The following is a 14826-nucleotide window of genomic DNA, read 5'->3' as shown; positions in this document are numbered from 1 at the left end:
TACGCACAGCTATCGCAGCAACTCACACATCTGATGACTGCTCATAATGCCAGTGTTTTAAATTGGGTCTTGCCATGATCAACAAGTGCATTGCGGGTAATACTAAGCAAATTAACGCCACTGCATCTGGCGCTTGTAATGATGTATGTTGTAATCCGCCAGCGATAATGGCAGCGCCACTCATCTGAATACAACCCAAAAGTGCAGTGGCCGTGCCGGCTCGACTACCAAAGCAAGACAATGCCATCGACGTAGCTGGGCCTAACAAAAATGCAAAGCCAATACACAAGCCAAGCATCGGCAGCATAAAGGCCAAATCAGGTGCGATACTGTCAGCCAGTGCTGTATGGTGTAATACAAACGTCAGCAGAGCCGTTGCCACCAATAACCCTAAAGCCACTAGCACCGTCGGACGGTTTCCTAAGCGCTGAATAATTTTAGGGGCTGCAAAACACGCAATGATATTGATGACAGCATTAAAACCGAATAAAGCACTGAACTTCAGCTCTGACACCCCTAAATTGCCAATGAGCCAAATCGGAGAATACGCCACATAACTGAGGATGGCAGCCATACAGCTCATGCAGCACAGGGCATAAAACATGAATCTTGGCTCAGAAAGGATCGGTAAATAGCGCTCCCAGTGGTACAGCTTGCCATCAATAATCGTGTGTTCTGGTTTGGTTTCCTTAAGCTTTAAGCTCAATACCACAAGCATGATTACGGCAAACACAGTCATAAAAATAAAGGTAGAACGCCAACCAAATTGCAAAGCCAACAGCCCACCAAAACTTGGTGCAAGAGCCGGAATGACACATATTGCGCCATTCAAGTAACTGTATATTTTGGCCATTTGTTTGGTATCAAAACAATCTCGAACAACGGTAAACGCGACAATACTGGTTGAACAGGCGGCCAGCCCCTGTAATAAACGAGACAGAAGTAATACATCAAAATGGGTTGCCAATGCAGCAAGAGTACTACTTAATCCGTAGACGCAAGCCCCCGCTAACGCGACGGGTCGACGTCCAAATCTATCGACTAATGGCCCAATCAGTAATTGCCCTAATCCCATAGCAAACAGGAAAATAATTAAGGTAGACTGAATTTGGCTATCGGAAACAGCAAATTCAGCGGCCATAGTCGGCATAGATGGCAAGTAGATATCAATCGCCAAAGGGCTAAAAACCACCAATAACATCAGAATAGGTAAGGATACTTTTGACATACGGCCTTTTACCTTGAAAGGAGTGTGTGAGCAGGGGCGCAGATCCTACTGGAAAAGCGATGTTGAATAAACTAAAAAATCGTTAATTACCTTAAAAATAGTATGGTTTTATAGTTAACCTCAGCTCTGCATAAACCAACCTCTACAGTACAGCTACTTATGCGTATTTCTGTGTTAGAACAGCCCGAAATAGAAACGCAGTAACGACAGTTTTGTATGTCGGTAACGGCTATTACGAACTGTTCTGCCTTGAACTACACATTATTAGCCGCACTGTAGATAAAAATTTAAGGTTTGTGGTGTAAATCATAACGTTATTGATTTTGTTATACAGAGCTGAGGTTACTATGAAATCAGAATTAGAACAGCTACTTGAAAAAATTGCTCGGTGCCAAATCTGTGCAGAACATTTGCCCTTTGAACCTAAGCCTGTTGTACAAGCAAGCACTCAGGCAAAGATACTCATCGCAGGTCAAGCGCCGGGCATGAAAGTACAGCAAACTGGGATACCCTTTAATGATCCCAGTGGCGATAGATTACGGTTATGGCTTGGCGTGAGTCATGAGCAATTTTATGATCCTGATCTGTTTGCCATTGTGCCGATGGGATTTTGTTATCCGGGTAAAGGTAAGTCTGGGGATTTACCGCCTCGGCCAGAATGCGCAAAAACATGGCGGGAGCCCTTGCTATCTTTGTTGCCGAACATTGAACTGACGTTAGTGATAGGTCAGTATGCACTGCAATACCACTTGGCAGCAAAACAAACGGTTACTGAGCAAGTTAGGGCGTGGCAACAATGTATTCCTGCTTATTTGCCTTTACCTCATCCGAGTCCTAGAAATAATCGGTGGCTTCGGCGCCATCCTTGGTTTGAACAAGAAGTGATCCCTTATCTTCAACAGCGGATCGATCAACTTATCAATTAGTATTTATTTACAATTCATAGCTTCACAAGCCATTCAAATAAACTTATTGTTTTTCAATTTACTAAATCACCAGTAATGCTAGCCTTTTGAACATTTCACAAGGTATATTAATGCGATAAAAATACAGCACTGGGATAAGGACAGGCCATGGGACAAGAAACTTCAAAAATACTCGTCGTTGATGATGATGTTCGGTTACGCTCACTTCTTGAGAGATACCTCGTCGAGCAAGGGTTTTATGTTCGAACGGCGGCTGACGCTGAGCAGATGGACCGTCTGCTTCAGCGTGAAAATTTTCATCTCATGGTCTTAGATTTAATGTTGCCCGGTGAAGATGGCTTGTCTATTTGCCGCCGCTTACGTCAGCAAGAAAACAATATTCCGATTGTGATGCTTACCGCCAAAGGTGATGAGGTCGATCGTATTATTGGCCTTGAATTGGGCGCTGATGACTATATGCCTAAGCCCTTTAATCCTCGTGAGTTATTAGCACGTATCAATGCTGTGATGCGTCGTCGTGTTCAAGACATTCCTGGCGCGCCTTCGCAGCAAGAAGAAACCATCAGCTTTGGTAAATTTACCTTAGATTTAGCCACTCGAGTGATGTATGAGGGCGATAACGCTATTAATTTAACCAGTGGTGAATTTGCTGTGCTAAAAGTGCTTTCCACTCATCCAAGAGAACCCCTTTCCCGCGATAAACTGATGAACCTTGCACGTGGTCGGGATTATTCTGCCCTAGAACGCTCTATTGATGTGCAGGTATCTCGTTTAAGACGTTTAATTGAAGAAGATGCCACTAATCCAAGATATATCCAAACGGTTTGGGGTATTGGTTATGTCTTTGTACCCGATGGAAAAGGCTAGCCACGTTGAAACTGAGGTTTTTTCGCCAATTTTTACCCCGTAGTGCATTCAGTCAAACGGTATTATTGATTGGCAGTTTGCTGCTCATCAATCAGCTGGTGTCGTATTGGACAGTAGCCGTGTACTTTATCAAGCCCAGTTATGAGCAAATTAATGAGCTCATTGCGCGTCAAGTAAAGTTACTGTTTATTGATGAAGTAGATATTGATCGGCAACACCTGACATTAGTTGATGCGCTAAACGCCAAAGTGCGTAATGATGGCATGCGTGCCTATAGTCAAAAGCAAGCACGAAACGCGGGCGTGAATGATGCCACTTATTATGGCTTTTGGTCTCGTCAAATGTCGGAATACCTTGGTGGACAAACAGAAGTACGAGTTAGGCAAGCCCAATATTTGCAAATTTGGATCCGCCCCCCTCAAGCGCCTGACATCTGGATTAAGGTGACACTGAACAGTGGTATTAACGAAGATGAACTGTCTCCGTTAACGTTATATTTGCTGGTGATTGGTGCATTAAGCGTCATTGGTGGCTGGGCATTTGCTCGTAAGCAAAATCGACCGTTGAGACGACTGCAACAGGCCGCCACCTCGGTTTCCCGTGGCGATTTTCCAGAGCCGCTGCCTCTGAATGGCTCAACCGAAATTGTAGAGGTTACCAAAGCCTTTAATCGAATGTCGGGCAGCATGAAACAGTTAGAGCAAGATAGAGCCTTGCTGATGGCTGGTATTTCCCACGACTTACGTACACCGCTCACTCGAATACGTCTAGCTTCTGAAATGATGGTAGAAGAAGATCAATATCTCAAAGAAGGCATTGTTAATGATATTGAAGACATGGACGCCATCATCAATCAGTTTATTGCCTACATTCGTCAAGATCAGCAAGAACTTGTGCAACCACATCAAATCAACTCGATTATTCAAGATATCGCTGATGCTGAGATTAACCGCCAAGGTGAAATTGAATTAGAGTTACAGTCTTGTCCAGCTATACCGATGAAAGCGATATCGATAAAACGGGTGATCAGTAATTTAGTGGAAAATGCATTTCGCTATGGTAATGGCTGGGTCAAAATCAGTAGCTTTTACCATAAACGCTTCATTGAATTTAGTGTAGAAGATAATGGCCCCGGTATTGATGAAACGAAGATGGAAGCACTATTTCAGCCGTTCACACAAGGTGACAGTGCCAGAGGCAGCATTGGCTCTGGGCTTGGCTTAGCTATCATTAAGCGGATTGTCGAAAGTCATCTTGGGAGAGTCAAGTTAGCGAATCGCCCTGAAGGGGGATTGAAAGCGACGGTAAGATTGCCGATTGAGTGATCATACTCTTAATCAATGGATTAATTAACTCTTTAAGTTAACCTCAGCTCTGTATAACGAAATCAATAAGATTATGTATTTACAATACAAACTTTAACCTTAATCTACAGTACTGCTAACAGTGTGTAGTTCAAGGCAGAACAGATCGTAATAGCAGGTCTATTTCGAGCTGTTCTAACACAGAAATACACATAAGTAGCTGTGCTGTAGAGGTTGGCTTATGCTGAGCTGAGGTTAAGTTAGCTCTATAGAGTATCAAATATTGTATAGACAAACTGACAGCTTTTCCTTTTGTCCTTTCGAAATGAACTACAAATTTTAAATTAGCAATTTGTGATTGAACATAGTTATAAGTGTTGAATAGATATTTTTAATCTTTACATAAGATTAAATGTATTAAATCAAAGTAACAATCTGAATCAACTCAGGCTATTGTTTATACAACAGATATGTATGGATTGCATGCAACTCTTATGCAGTTGGAGTTAGAGGTCGTCATTTGAACTTATCTAGGTGACGTATGCTCCAACAAAGTTATTCATTTCCGTCTTCAATAAGACCGTAGCATTTGGATGGTCAAATGGCAGCTAATCAAGTTTCACTGGCAAGTCGAACTGAAATAATCCCATTAGGGACTTCTCAAGCCTCTCTATCAACAATAGATGTTGATGGTGTGAAGTGGAATCATTCTGGCTCTAAATTGATACGTCAGTGTTGTTATTGTACAGATGCGATTGGAGACACCTTTTTTTGTAATGACGGCCATACGGTTTGTAAACCGTGTTATAAAGATTTACAAAAGCAAGGTTATTCTGTCTGCCCCGAATGTCAAAGTTCTGAAAAATACAGTGGTAATAGTGCTAAGTTAAAACAAGCGTTAAAAGAGCTTTATTTGACTTGCTCTGAATGTAACGAATCCTATTTTTACGATAGTTCTCAAAGAAAAAATCACAGTAAACATTGCCTCAAAGATACCAACTTTGAAGATAAAGAGTTTCAAGATTATGTCTCTATAGAGAGGCCTGCATATTTGCCTCCAGTGAGAACAAAGTCCCGATTACCAAACTGTTCAATTCAATAAGTTCTCTTTATTGAAAATAGCGGATTCCTATGGAAAATGTGAGTCTTCATTAATATCAAATCACATTGCCTTTTTTACATACACATCAAAGCGATTTTTCTTAGTGGCGATAACCGTTGAGGGTTTGCGTCCTTCTAAGTTTTCAGCGTAATCAGGTCGTTTGACTACGACCCGTGTGTTGGCTATCTCTAGTGCAGGAGCAAGTAATTCATCGGCATCAAGATCACTCCCCACCAAGCTTTGAAACACTCGCATTTCTTTTTTAACGAGGGCGGACTTTTCACGGTGAGGATACATAGGATCCAGATACACCACATCGGCATTAAGCTCTAAAGCTGATAATTGTTGCTGACTGGCACCATGGTGAAGTTGCATGCGCTGTTGCACCCATTCACCTATTTCAGGGTCGTTATAGGCTCGACGTAAGCCATCTTCTAGTAAAGCCGCAACCACCGGGTGACGTTCGATTAACGTCACTTGGCAACCAAGACTCGCCAGAACAAAAGCGTCACGTCCCAGTCCTGCTGTGGCATCAATGACGCTAGGAGTTTCCCCTTTTTTAAGCCCTACCGCTTTGGCAATCGCTTGACCTTTACCACCACCAAACTTGCGTCTGTGAGCGCTCGCGCCACTTACAAAGTCGACTACAATACCCGATAACTTGGGTTCGTCGCGTTTAAATAATTTAAGTTGCTCTTGTTCAAATTTGAGTTCGAATAACGAAGATTCATCATGAGTCAGTTGCCACTTTTGGCTTAGCTCACAAAGAGAGGGGGATTGTTTTTCAAAATAAATGGCAAAAGACACAACAAGCTCAAAGGTATGGAGTTTAATTAGAGACGATTATACGAGGGGAGGCTGTCTACGACAATCTTATGCCGATAACTTAAGCTTTTCGTTGGCGGTAAATGTACTGGGCTTGAATGCAGTATGGGGCTCAAAAAACGGTAAAGAATGAATGTTGGTAAGCTGGGCGACGACATTATTAGGGAACAAACGAAGAGTGTGATTGAGCTCCGTGACGGCCAGATTGTATTTACGGCATAAGGTTGAAAATAGGCTGTGGGTTTCTCGGTAGTGCCCTAAAAAGACGTTATCTTCTAGTGCCTTATTCTGCTCAAGATTCCACTGCACCTGATTAAGGTGCTGGCTCAACCTTGCTGTTTGCTTTAAATGCCAGTGCAACATGCGGCGATTATGAATGGCATAAGGCTTTAAGAATTCATGGCGATAATCGTTAGTAACACGAAGTATGATGTCTTGTTCTGCAGCACTTAAGGTACTTTGTTGTAAAAGCTGTTTGAGTAAATGAGTTTGATGTTCTAAATCGATGTCGAGCTGGGTTAGCAGCCTAAGCGCTGTTTGTCGCTTTGACTTTAATCGTGCGAAATCTGTGATGGTCCAAAATACAACGGCAACAATGACCAGAAGCAGTAAAGACATCCTTGTATCAACTCTCCTTATTGATTGATATAACTTTAGGACAGGCTCAATGGGAAAGCGAGAAATTGCCTTTGAAATTCTTTAAATTGTCATACAGTCAGCCAAGGTTAAGTTGATAAGAGTAGTATCTGATGGGCAAGATTAGGGCAACCAATTGCTCGTGAATGCAGGACTCGTAAGAGTCCTTTTTTTTGCTTATTCAGGGCTGAAGTTATTTTATCTTTGGCCATTTCAAAGGTTGCTGCCATAGGTTTAGTTGATCACAAATGGCTTGTGAATTAAACAACTCACCAACTTTTGGATCTGAGGTAAATTTATACTGCTCCCCAGAATCTTCAAACTCCAATTGATAAGCATGTAGATAACAACGATCTGCGGAATGTTTGCCGTATAACGGGTCGCCCAAGATAGGGCTGCCAATACTGGCAAGGGCGACCCGTAATTGGTGTGTACGTCCGGTGAGTGGCTTTAGCAAATATAAGCGTACCCCTTCCGCAATACTTTGACTAAAAAATTGGGTCATGGCAGGGTTCTCTGTCGAACGTAATAGTTTGTGCATACCTCGCCTCGATTTCGCCATATCTCCGATAATACTGCCTTGCTTCTTTTTCGGCTTTCCTTTTGCTAACGCGAGATAATATTTTTGGATTTGATGCCGTTTAAACTTTTCAGCCAAACGTGCAGCGGCGGCTGAAGAGGTAGCGAGTATTAATAATCCTGACGTTGGGGTATCAAGCCGATGCACTGGATAAAGCTTTTTCTGCAGCTGTTGTTCAACTTGCGCAACAACGCCAGCGCTGCCATCTTGACTATGAAAATGAACGTTAGGGGCTTTATCAATCACGATAAAATCGTCTGCTTGATGCAGCAAAGTAAAGGTTTTGGAACTCATCGTTATCGCTATATTTAAAAATCGATACTGACAATCAATCCAGGATGATTATCGGCCAAACTGATGTTGGCATTGTGACGGGTTAGAATAGCTTTTACCATAGATAATCCTAAACCCGTGCCTTGGTGATGGCGACTCGGGTCGAGTCTGACTAAGCGTTCGAAGACTTTTTCTTTAAATTCATCGGGGATCCCTGGGCCATTATCAATGATTTTCAGATGGCGACCATCCTGTTGAATTTCAATAGTGGCATTTTCCCCTGAATACTTTATCGCGTTATCAACAAGGTTGAATAAGGCTTGAAATAACAAGTGCTTATCAGCACTTAATGTATAGTCATTGCCCAATTCTATGTTCAGCTTTTGTTGGTTCATTTCGGCAAGAGCTTCGGCCATATCTTGCAGATCGTGGCAAATAGTATGAAGGCTCACAGGCTGGCGTTCTAATTCTAATTGGCCTTCTTCGATGCGAGTGAGAGAAAGCATGGCATCAAAGGTGCTCAAACAGTGATCTAACTCTTCTAATAAGTTTGCACAATGTTCATGAATATTATCAGCCGGTTGGTTAATAAGCTGCTCAATACCGATGCGTAGATGAGAAAGTGGTGTGCGGAGATCGTGAGCGATATTGTCGGTGATCCCGCGAATCGCCATCAAATTATTCTCAAGGGTATCGAGGACCTTATTAAATTGATTGGCAAGCACATCGAATTCATCATTGCGCCAACTGAGTGGAAATCGAGTGTCATAGCGTCCTTGTTCTATTTCTTCGCTCAGACGGTTGTAATGAGTTAAGCGACTTAAAATGGTTTTGGAAAATACATATCCCATAGCCAGTGCAACGATGATGGTTACCATGATTGCTGTAGCCGAAGCGCTGACAAATTTATCGAGCATGGCCGTAAAATGATCGGTACGATTGGCGATGAGGAGGTTGCCATATTTGGTATGAACGATACCACCAGTCAAAATATGCAGTTTATCTGGGCCTGTGGTGAGAATGGGAAAATCTTTGGTTTTCGGTAGAAAGGGCATGTCATCAGGCATAAAACTTAATGCGCCGATGACATTATTGCCATTTTTCCAAGCGACGAGTACGGCCTTGGAGTCTGCACGACTGATTTGTTCAGCAAATTTAGTTCGTGAGACAGTGCTGGCTAATTGTTGATAATGCTGAGCTTGGCTTTGTAAATTTTCACTGACTTGATAATTTTGCTCCATATTGAGCTGTTTGTAGAGACCAAACAGCAAAGCACCAATGATAAGGGTCACCAATATGGAGAAAACAATCGTTATCCGCCATGCGCTACTTTGATAAGGATTAATTCCTCTGCCGTAAGCGATAACCTGCACCTCTGACTGTTTCGATCAGCTCACCATGACCCAGTTCTTCAAACTTGCGTCTGAGTTTGGCGATGTGGACATCAATCACATTGGTTCTAGGATCAAAATGATAATCCCATACTGCTTCAAAGAGTAAAGTTCGGCTTATCACTTGATTGACGTGTTCCATCAAATACTTAAGCAACTGAAACTCTTTGGGCTGTAACATGATTTCTTGCCCGTCTAGAGTGACGTTACGGGTCAGAAGTTCCATTTCCAACGGTCCGGCTTTAAGGTGAGTTTGCATTGGCTGGGTATGACCACGTTGCATCAATTTTTCACAACGAACCAAAAGTTCTGAAAAGGCGAATGGCTTGGTCATGTAGTCATCACCACCGGCTCTTAAGCCTTTTACTCGCTCATCGACATGGCTTAATGCTGAGAGGAGCATTACTGGGGTTTGATTTCCTGTTGCTCTGACTGCGGCCAGTAACTTCAATCCGCCAAGGCTCGGTAACATTCGATCTAAGATGATCAAATCATACTGGTTGCTTGTGGCGAGCAACAGACCTTGATGGCCATCGTTGGCGGTTTCAATATTGTGGCCTTGCTCAGTAAATCCCTTGACAATATAGTCAAGTGTTGTTGCATCATCTTCAACCAATAAGACTTTCATATTACTCCTTAGTACCATCTTAACAACGGTAACGGGCGCAGTGTTTCTACATCAAATGCTAACCGATAAGGTCCATTGTCATCGATTAACTCTAATTCAAGATAGCTAATGCCCAGATCATGATCCAGCTCAGCTTTCAATAAATGCACTTGGCTTTTATCGATGGCTAGATCGACCAATTTAGAAAACAGTAGCTTATTTTTTTCAATAAATCTGACTGCTTCTAACTCTGAGTGTTCTTTAGGAACCAAAGTGGAAATATACCGTTTGAGTAAATGACCATCTGTTCCCCGATACTCAAAGTGTGTCACTGTCCCGTTGCGCAAATTGACCAGTGTGTATATATATTGCAGTTTCTTCTTGTTCAAGTTGACGCTGAATGAGGAGATCACTCCAGGTTCAGAACGTTCAATCTGCCGCATCGTTTTGATGGGATCTTGATTATTCTCATCTGCAAGTAATGTCACGACATTTGGTGCCGACATTGCTGCACTACTGAATAACAATAATCCAAGCAGCCAACGCATATCTTCCCCCACATACAGTTGCAATACTGTAAACCGTAGAATGAATGACGTTTGCTGAGATAAATCCAATTGCCTGTGGATTATCGGCTGCTTATAACGATTGAGATCCAGTTCCCATCAAATTTGCTACATCAAAGTATGGTTGAGGATTTGGATTTATCAAAAAATTCAGCTGAGACTGTGGCAAACGCCGTTTTTGGAACGAACTCGGTTAACGAAGTGTACTCAACCGTTGCTTAAATCCTAGTGTCGACAGCATTAAGATTTGATCATCTTAGAGTAAAGTTATGTCGTTAGTGGATATGCGCCAAAGCAATTGGGAGGTGCTTGACGTTTCGATGGTACTGAGATCACAGTTGAGTGTTAATGGTGTCGTGTCACCTGCAATGGTGGCCAATACTTGACGATAGTGACCATGTTGATAGTGGCTGTAAATATCTAATGTGATAGATATGGCTTCAGAGGCTGTTGATTTTTTTAATTCATATGGCAGTAGGCATTCAACACGCTCACCAACTTGCCGAACTTTATGATCACACAAATGAAGCTGATGATGACCGAGTTGTAAAGAAGTGATCAGTGAAGATGAGTCTTGGTTGATCACTGTGGCATAGACTAGGTTTTGATGATCCAATAAATGAGCTGCCGCTGCTGAATTTGGCCGAGCAAGCACCTCATCAGTTGTCCCCTGTTGCAAAATACCGCCATTCTCCATCAAGAGTAAATGGTCGGCTAACAATTGAGCTTCTTGGATATTATGGGTCACCATTACCACTGGGCAGTGGATTCGGGATTTAAGCTTGAGCAATTGTAGGTGTAACTGTTTGCGCGTTTGGGGATCGACGGCGGAAAAGGGCTCATCTAAGAGTAATAAGTCGGGCTCTCTGGCGAGAGCACGAGCGAGTGCGACTCGTTGTCTCTGCCCTCCTGAAAGTTGTGATGGTCTTTTGTGCTGCTCTTTGGCTAAGCTGACCAAATGAAGCCACTCTTCGGCTCGAATATGGCGCTGAGATTTAGGTAAATGGCTGAGTCCCGAAATGACATTTTCTAGTGCCGTTTGATGCTCAAATAGGCCAAAATGTTGAGGAACGTAACCGATATGGCGTTGTTGAGGTGTTAAATGAAAGTGCCTGTTATCATCAAACCAAATTTTATTGTTTAAGCTGATCTCACCTTGCTGTGGTTTGATAAGGCCAGCGAGTATTTTCAGTAACGTGGTTTTTCCTGCGCCAGATGCACCAAGTAAGGCTGTTATTTCACCATTTCTGCAACCAAAACTCGCTTTTATGGGAGTGGGGAATGGTGTTTCTATCTGGCACATCAATCCTTGAAATGACTCAGTCACGGCTCACTCCCACTCTTTTGGTTAGATGAGTCGTGAACGCTAAAGTGCTCACGGCAAAAATAAGCAAAATTAATGACATAATGCCTGCGGCGTCAAAGTCAAAGGCTTGAACTTTATCATAAATAGCAATGGATAAAGTTTTGGTTTCACCCGCAATGTTACCGCCTATCATCAGCACCACACCAAACTCACCTAACACATGAGAAAAACACAACACGATGGCGGTTAAAATTCCAGGCCACACGAGGGGGATCTCTACTTTCCATAAGGATTGCCAGCGATTAAGACCACAGCAAGCGGCGGCATCACGGACATCATCTGGAATGGCTTCGAAAGCTCGTTGAATGGGTTGTAGTGCAAAGGGGATATTCACCAAAAGAGACGCCAATACCAAACCTGATAAATGAAATACGATGGGAGTGCCCAAGACCGTTTGTAAGGTTTGACCAAGCCAACTTTGTTGCCCAAAGCCCACCAGTAAGTAATAACCGATCACTGTAGGTGGAAGGATCAGCGGCGTCATAGCTAAGGCTTCAACCCATGCTTTGCCTCGAAATTGATTAAATGCCAACGCCCTTGCTACCAAAATCGAAATGGGGATCAAAATTAAGGTGGTGATCACACTCAGTTTTATTGAGAGCAGCAGCGCTTGCCAATCCATAAGGCTCCTTTGCGAGGTTAATTATTTTGGAAGATCAAACCCGAAGTCTACCAAGGTTTGCTGTGCTTTTGGAGATTGCAAATAAGCATAAAAGGCTTTAGCGGTATCTGACGCATTGTTGAGCAACACCATAGCTTGAGTCAATTTTGGATGCAGCTTGGCATCAATGGCAACTACATTAGCCTTATTACTAAAACCTTTTGCTTTAGTAAGAGATAAAGCCACAATTCCGCCTTGGGAAGCATTAGAAAGCGCAAATTGCGCCGCTTGCGCTACGTTTTCGCCATAGAGCAACTTAGGTTGAATTTGTTGCCAAACGCCAATGGCTTGCAATACATCTTTAGCACGAGCGCCATAAGGTGCATGATCAGGGTTCGCAATGGCAAAGCGCTGAATTTTGCCTTGTTGCAGTTCTTGTTTCAGATAGGCTAAATCGCTACTCAGTGGTAGCTTAACATGCTTGTTATGCATAATGGCTAAGCGACCAATGGCGTATACCTTAGCGGGTGGAGGCGCCAGCTTTGCCTCTACGATTTTCTGGGCATAATCGACATTGGCACTTAAAAAAATTTCAAACGGTGCCCCATGTTTAATTTGTTGCATCAGTTGCCCTGAAGAGCCGTAACTGATCCTGACTTGCTTGCCCGTATCATGCTCAAACTGCTGTTGGATTTTATCTAACGCAAAGCGCACATTGGCCGCCGCCGCTACGGTAGGGATATCTTGAGCAAAACAAGCGGGCGCGAATAGCAGCAGAAACAAAATCACTGAGCGAAATCGAGTCATGGTTGAGGTCTCTATAGTCATCTATTGCCAGAGGCTGGTGGCGTGCTGATCCGTCTCACGAGCATCAACCCATTTATCACCCTTATCCGTGGCTTCGAGTTTCCAAAACGGGGCTTTGGTTTTCAAGAAATCGATTAGGAACTCACAACCATCAAACGCAGCTTGGCGATGCTGACTGGTGACGCCAATAAACACGATTTGCTCACCGAGCTCCATAGTGCCAACGCGATGAATGATGCGAATATGATTAAGCGACCAGCGTTCTCTTGCTTCTAGTGCCAATTCTTGCAGCACTTTTTCGGTCATTCCTGGGTAGTGCTCTAGAGTTAGCTGGCTGACATCATTACCTTCATTGCGATTTCGTACTTTGCCGACGAAAGTGACAATGGCTCCATCGCTGTCGTCTTGGCTCAGTTGGGTGTATTCATCTGCAACGTTAAAATCGGCTTGTTGAACAAGAATGTGCGTGTTTTCCATTGCTTACCCACCCGTTACTGGAGGGAAAAACGCCACTTCGGTGTTATCTTTGAGTGGTGTTTGCCAATCACACATGGTTTGATCCACGGCTACCAATAACTTATCGGCGCTGAGGACTTGTTGCCATTTTTCATCTCGCTGGGCTAAATGTTGTCGTAAGCTCTCGGCTGTTGTGACTTCATCATTAAATGGCACTTCGATTTGCGCGCAACCCAGACGTTCACGTACTTGAGCAAAAAATAAAACCGTGATCATAATACTGTTTCTCCTGCTACAAAGTGTCCTGATTTACCGCCTTGTTTTTCCAGCAGACGAACATCTTTGATGATCATGTCCTTTTGTACGGCTTTACACATATCGTAAATGGTGAGTGCGGTGACGGATGCGGCGGTGAGTGCTTCCATTTCAACGCCGGTTTTCCCTTTGAGTTTACAAAGGGTGGTGATGCGAACTTGGTTTTGTTCTGGCTGCGCTTCAATATCGACTTCAACCTTGGTGATCATGAGCGGGTGACAAAGTGGGATTAAGTCAGACGTTTTCTTCGCCGCCATAATGCCTGCAATACGCGCGGTAGCAAACACATCCCCTTTGTGATGTTGACCGGATAAAATCAGCTCTAGAGTTTCAGGTGCCATGTCGACAATCGCTTCAGCACGAGCGGTGCGTTCGGTGACGTCTTTGTCACCAACATCCACCATATGGGCATCGCCGCTGGCGTTAATGTGTGTCAGGGTATTCATTCTTTTTATTGCTTTCCTTTCAAAAGGTGTCCGACAAAATTACAGGGACGAGTTCGCGCATCCAATTGTGGTTTGATGATCTGCTCCCAACCTAAACGACAAGCGCCCGGTGAGCCGGGTAAGCAAAAAATGGCAGTGCGATTGGCTAAACCGCCGATAGCACGTGATTGCACACAAGACGTGCCAATATCGTCAAAGCTCAGTTGACGAAACAATTCACCAAAGCCTTCCATGGGTCTATCAAACAAAACGGAAACTGCTGCAGGGGTGTTATCGCCTTCGGTGAAACCTGTGCCACCGTTGATGATGATGGCATGAATCTCATTATTAACGATCCATTGGCTGACAATCGCGCGGATATGATGAATACAATCTTTGCTGATCTGACGCTCAACGCAGTGGTGACCCGTTTCAGTGAGCGCAGTGTTTAAATCACTGCCTGAAGTGTCGGAGTCAAAAGTGTGCCGATCAGAAACGGTTAATACCGCAACACCTAATGGCACAAATTCTTTAGTCGTACATTTCGCCAT

Annotated in this window: 18 protein-coding genes; 4 read left to right on the top strand and 14 right to left on the bottom strand. The window is 43.5% G+C overall.

Annotation, left to right across the window (positions count from 1 at the left end; genetic code table 11):
- Positions 1-22 precede the first annotated feature (22 nt).
- Positions 23-1228, bottom strand: a complete 1206-nt coding sequence (locus tag E2H97_RS18070; protein ID WP_133408408.1) for a multidrug effflux MFS transporter — start codon at positions 1226-1228, stop codon at positions 23-25.
- Between the two features lie 347 nt (positions 1229-1575).
- On the opposite strand from E2H97_RS18070, the gene E2H97_RS18065 reads away from it, so the two are divergent.
- The 4 genes from E2H97_RS18065 (at position 1576) to E2H97_RS18050 (ending at position 5427) form a co-directional block, all read left to right on the top strand.
- On the top strand, positions 1576-2154 hold the full coding sequence (locus tag E2H97_RS18065; RefSeq protein WP_133408407.1) for a uracil-DNA glycosylase family protein: 579 nt from the start codon (positions 1576-1578) through the stop codon (positions 2152-2154).
- A 147-nt stretch (positions 2155-2301) separates the two neighbouring features.
- Positions 2302-3021 carry an osmolarity response regulator transcription factor OmpR gene (gene ompR, locus E2H97_RS18060; protein WP_133408406.1) on the top strand — a complete coding sequence of 240 codons (720 nt, stop codon included), beginning with the start codon at positions 2302-2304 and terminating at the stop codon, positions 3019-3021.
- Between the two features lie 5 nt (positions 3022-3026).
- Positions 3027-4346, top strand: a complete 1320-nt coding sequence (envZ, locus tag E2H97_RS18055) for a two-component system sensor histidine kinase EnvZ (RefSeq protein WP_133408405.1) — start codon at positions 3027-3029, stop codon at positions 4344-4346.
- 580 nt (positions 4347-4926) lie between these two features.
- Positions 4927-5427, top strand: coding sequence for a hypothetical protein (locus E2H97_RS18050; protein WP_133408404.1), 501 nt, complete (start codon positions 4927-4929; stop codon positions 5425-5427).
- A 60-nt stretch (positions 5428-5487) separates the two neighbouring features.
- On the opposite strand, the gene E2H97_RS18045 is transcribed toward E2H97_RS18050, so the two are convergent.
- From E2H97_RS18045 to moaB, 13 genes are all read right to left on the bottom strand, one after another.
- Positions 5488-6234, bottom strand: a complete 747-nt coding sequence (locus tag E2H97_RS18045; protein ID WP_133408403.1) for a class I SAM-dependent methyltransferase — start codon at positions 6232-6234, stop codon at positions 5488-5490.
- Between the two features lie 66 nt (positions 6235-6300).
- Positions 6301-6870, bottom strand: coding sequence for a LemA family protein (locus E2H97_RS18040; RefSeq protein WP_133408402.1), 570 nt, complete (start codon positions 6868-6870; stop codon positions 6301-6303).
- A gap of 211 nt (positions 6871-7081) precedes the next feature.
- Positions 7082-7762 carry a TIGR01621 family pseudouridine synthase gene (locus E2H97_RS18035; protein ID WP_133408401.1) on the bottom strand — a complete coding sequence of 227 codons (681 nt, stop codon included), beginning with the start codon at positions 7760-7762 and terminating at the stop codon, positions 7082-7084.
- A 14-nt stretch (positions 7763-7776) separates the two neighbouring features.
- A complete protein-coding gene (locus tag E2H97_RS18030; RefSeq protein ID WP_133408704.1) occupies positions 7777-9033 on the bottom strand; it encodes a sensor histidine kinase in 1257 nt (418 codons plus the stop codon).
- Positions 9034-9082: 49 nt separating this feature from the next.
- A complete protein-coding gene (locus E2H97_RS18025; protein ID WP_121838020.1) occupies positions 9083-9760 on the bottom strand; it encodes a response regulator transcription factor in 678 nt (225 codons plus the stop codon).
- Positions 9761-9768: 8 nt separating this feature from the next.
- The gene (locus tag E2H97_RS18020) at positions 9769-10287 is read right to left on the bottom strand and encodes a hypothetical protein (protein WP_133408400.1); all 519 of its coding nucleotides are present in this window, start codon (positions 10285-10287) and stop codon (positions 9769-9771) included.
- Positions 10288-10561: 274 nt separating this feature from the next.
- A complete protein-coding gene (locus E2H97_RS18015; protein WP_133408399.1) occupies positions 10562-11632 on the bottom strand; it encodes a sulfate/molybdate ABC transporter ATP-binding protein in 1071 nt (356 codons plus the stop codon).
- The gene (modB, locus tag E2H97_RS18010; RefSeq protein ID WP_133408398.1) at positions 11625-12293 is read right to left on the bottom strand and encodes a molybdate ABC transporter permease subunit; all 669 of its coding nucleotides are present in this window, start codon (positions 12291-12293) and stop codon (positions 11625-11627) included. Before modB ends, E2H97_RS18015 begins: the two co-directional genes overlap by 8 nt.
- A gap of 21 nt (positions 12294-12314) precedes the next feature.
- Positions 12315-13100 carry a molybdate ABC transporter substrate-binding protein gene (gene modA, locus E2H97_RS18005; protein WP_246029026.1) on the bottom strand — a complete coding sequence of 262 codons (786 nt, stop codon included), beginning with the start codon at positions 13098-13100 and terminating at the stop codon, positions 12315-12317.
- Positions 13101-13556 carry a molybdopterin synthase catalytic subunit MoaE gene (moaE, locus tag E2H97_RS18000; protein WP_133408396.1) on the bottom strand — a complete coding sequence of 152 codons (456 nt, stop codon included), beginning with the start codon at positions 13554-13556 and terminating at the stop codon, positions 13101-13103. It abuts the gene before it with no gap.
- Positions 13557-13559: 3 nt separating this feature from the next.
- Positions 13560-13811, bottom strand: a complete 252-nt coding sequence (gene moaD, locus E2H97_RS17995) for a molybdopterin synthase sulfur carrier subunit (protein ID WP_133408395.1) — start codon at positions 13809-13811, stop codon at positions 13560-13562.
- Entirely contained in the window at positions 13808-14296 is a 489-nt protein-coding gene (gene moaC / locus E2H97_RS17990; protein WP_133408394.1) for a cyclic pyranopterin monophosphate synthase MoaC, read from the bottom strand. Before moaC ends, moaD begins: the two co-directional genes overlap by 4 nt.
- A gap of 5 nt (positions 14297-14301) precedes the next feature.
- On the bottom strand, positions 14302-14826 hold the full coding sequence (gene moaB / locus E2H97_RS17985) for a molybdenum cofactor biosynthesis protein B (protein WP_133408393.1): 525 nt from the start codon (positions 14824-14826) through the stop codon (positions 14302-14304).

This window comes from Parashewanella tropica, assembly GCF_004358445.1.
Taxonomy (GTDB): domain Bacteria; phylum Pseudomonadota; class Gammaproteobacteria; order Enterobacterales; family Shewanellaceae; genus Parashewanella; species Parashewanella tropica.
Note: the sequence above shows the minus strand (reverse complement) of the source record. Positions and strands in the feature narration are given on the sequence as shown.

Excerpts from the sequence above, each read along its gene's own strand:
- E2H97_RS18065 (WP_133408407.1), top strand. The coding sequence starts at position 1,576 with ATGAAATCAGAATTAGAACAGCTACTTGAAAAAATTGCTCGGTGCCAA.
- E2H97_RS18025 (WP_121838020.1), bottom strand. The coding sequence starts at position 9,760 with ATGAAAGTCTTATTGGTTGAAGATGATGCAACAACACTTGACTATATT.
- modA (WP_246029026.1), bottom strand. The coding sequence starts at position 13,100 with ATGACTATAGAGACCTCAACCATGACTCGATTTCGCTCAGTGATTTTG.
- moaD (WP_133408395.1), bottom strand. The coding sequence starts at position 13,811 with ATGATCACGGTTTTATTTTTTGCTCAAGTACGTGAACGTCTGGGTTGC.
- E2H97_RS18040 (WP_133408402.1), bottom strand. The coding sequence starts at position 6,870 with ATGTCTTTACTGCTTCTGGTCATTGTTGCCGTTGTATTTTGGACCATC.
- modB (WP_133408398.1), bottom strand. The coding sequence starts at position 12,293 with ATGGATTGGCAAGCGCTGCTGCTCTCAATAAAACTGAGTGTGATCACC.
- moaB (WP_133408393.1), bottom strand. The coding sequence starts at position 14,826 with ATGGCGAAATGTACGACTAAAGAATTTGTGCCATTAGGTGTTGCGGTA.
- moaE (WP_133408396.1), bottom strand. The coding sequence starts at position 13,556 with ATGGAAAACACGCACATTCTTGTTCAACAAGCCGATTTTAACGTTGCA.
- E2H97_RS18070 (WP_133408408.1), bottom strand. The coding sequence starts at position 1,228 with ATGTCAAAAGTATCCTTACCTATTCTGATGTTATTGGTGGTTTTTAGC.
- moaC (WP_133408394.1), bottom strand. The coding sequence starts at position 14,296 with ATGAATACCCTGACACACATTAACGCCAGCGGCGATGCCCATATGGTG.
- E2H97_RS18050 (WP_133408404.1), top strand. The coding sequence starts at position 4,927 with ATGGCAGCTAATCAAGTTTCACTGGCAAGTCGAACTGAAATAATCCCA.
- E2H97_RS18035 (WP_133408401.1), bottom strand. The coding sequence starts at position 7,762 with ATGAGTTCCAAAACCTTTACTTTGCTGCATCAAGCAGACGATTTTATC.
- E2H97_RS18020 (WP_133408400.1), bottom strand. The coding sequence starts at position 10,287 with ATGCGTTGGCTGCTTGGATTATTGTTATTCAGTAGTGCAGCAATGTCG.
- ompR (WP_133408406.1), top strand. The coding sequence starts at position 2,302 with ATGGGACAAGAAACTTCAAAAATACTCGTCGTTGATGATGATGTTCGG.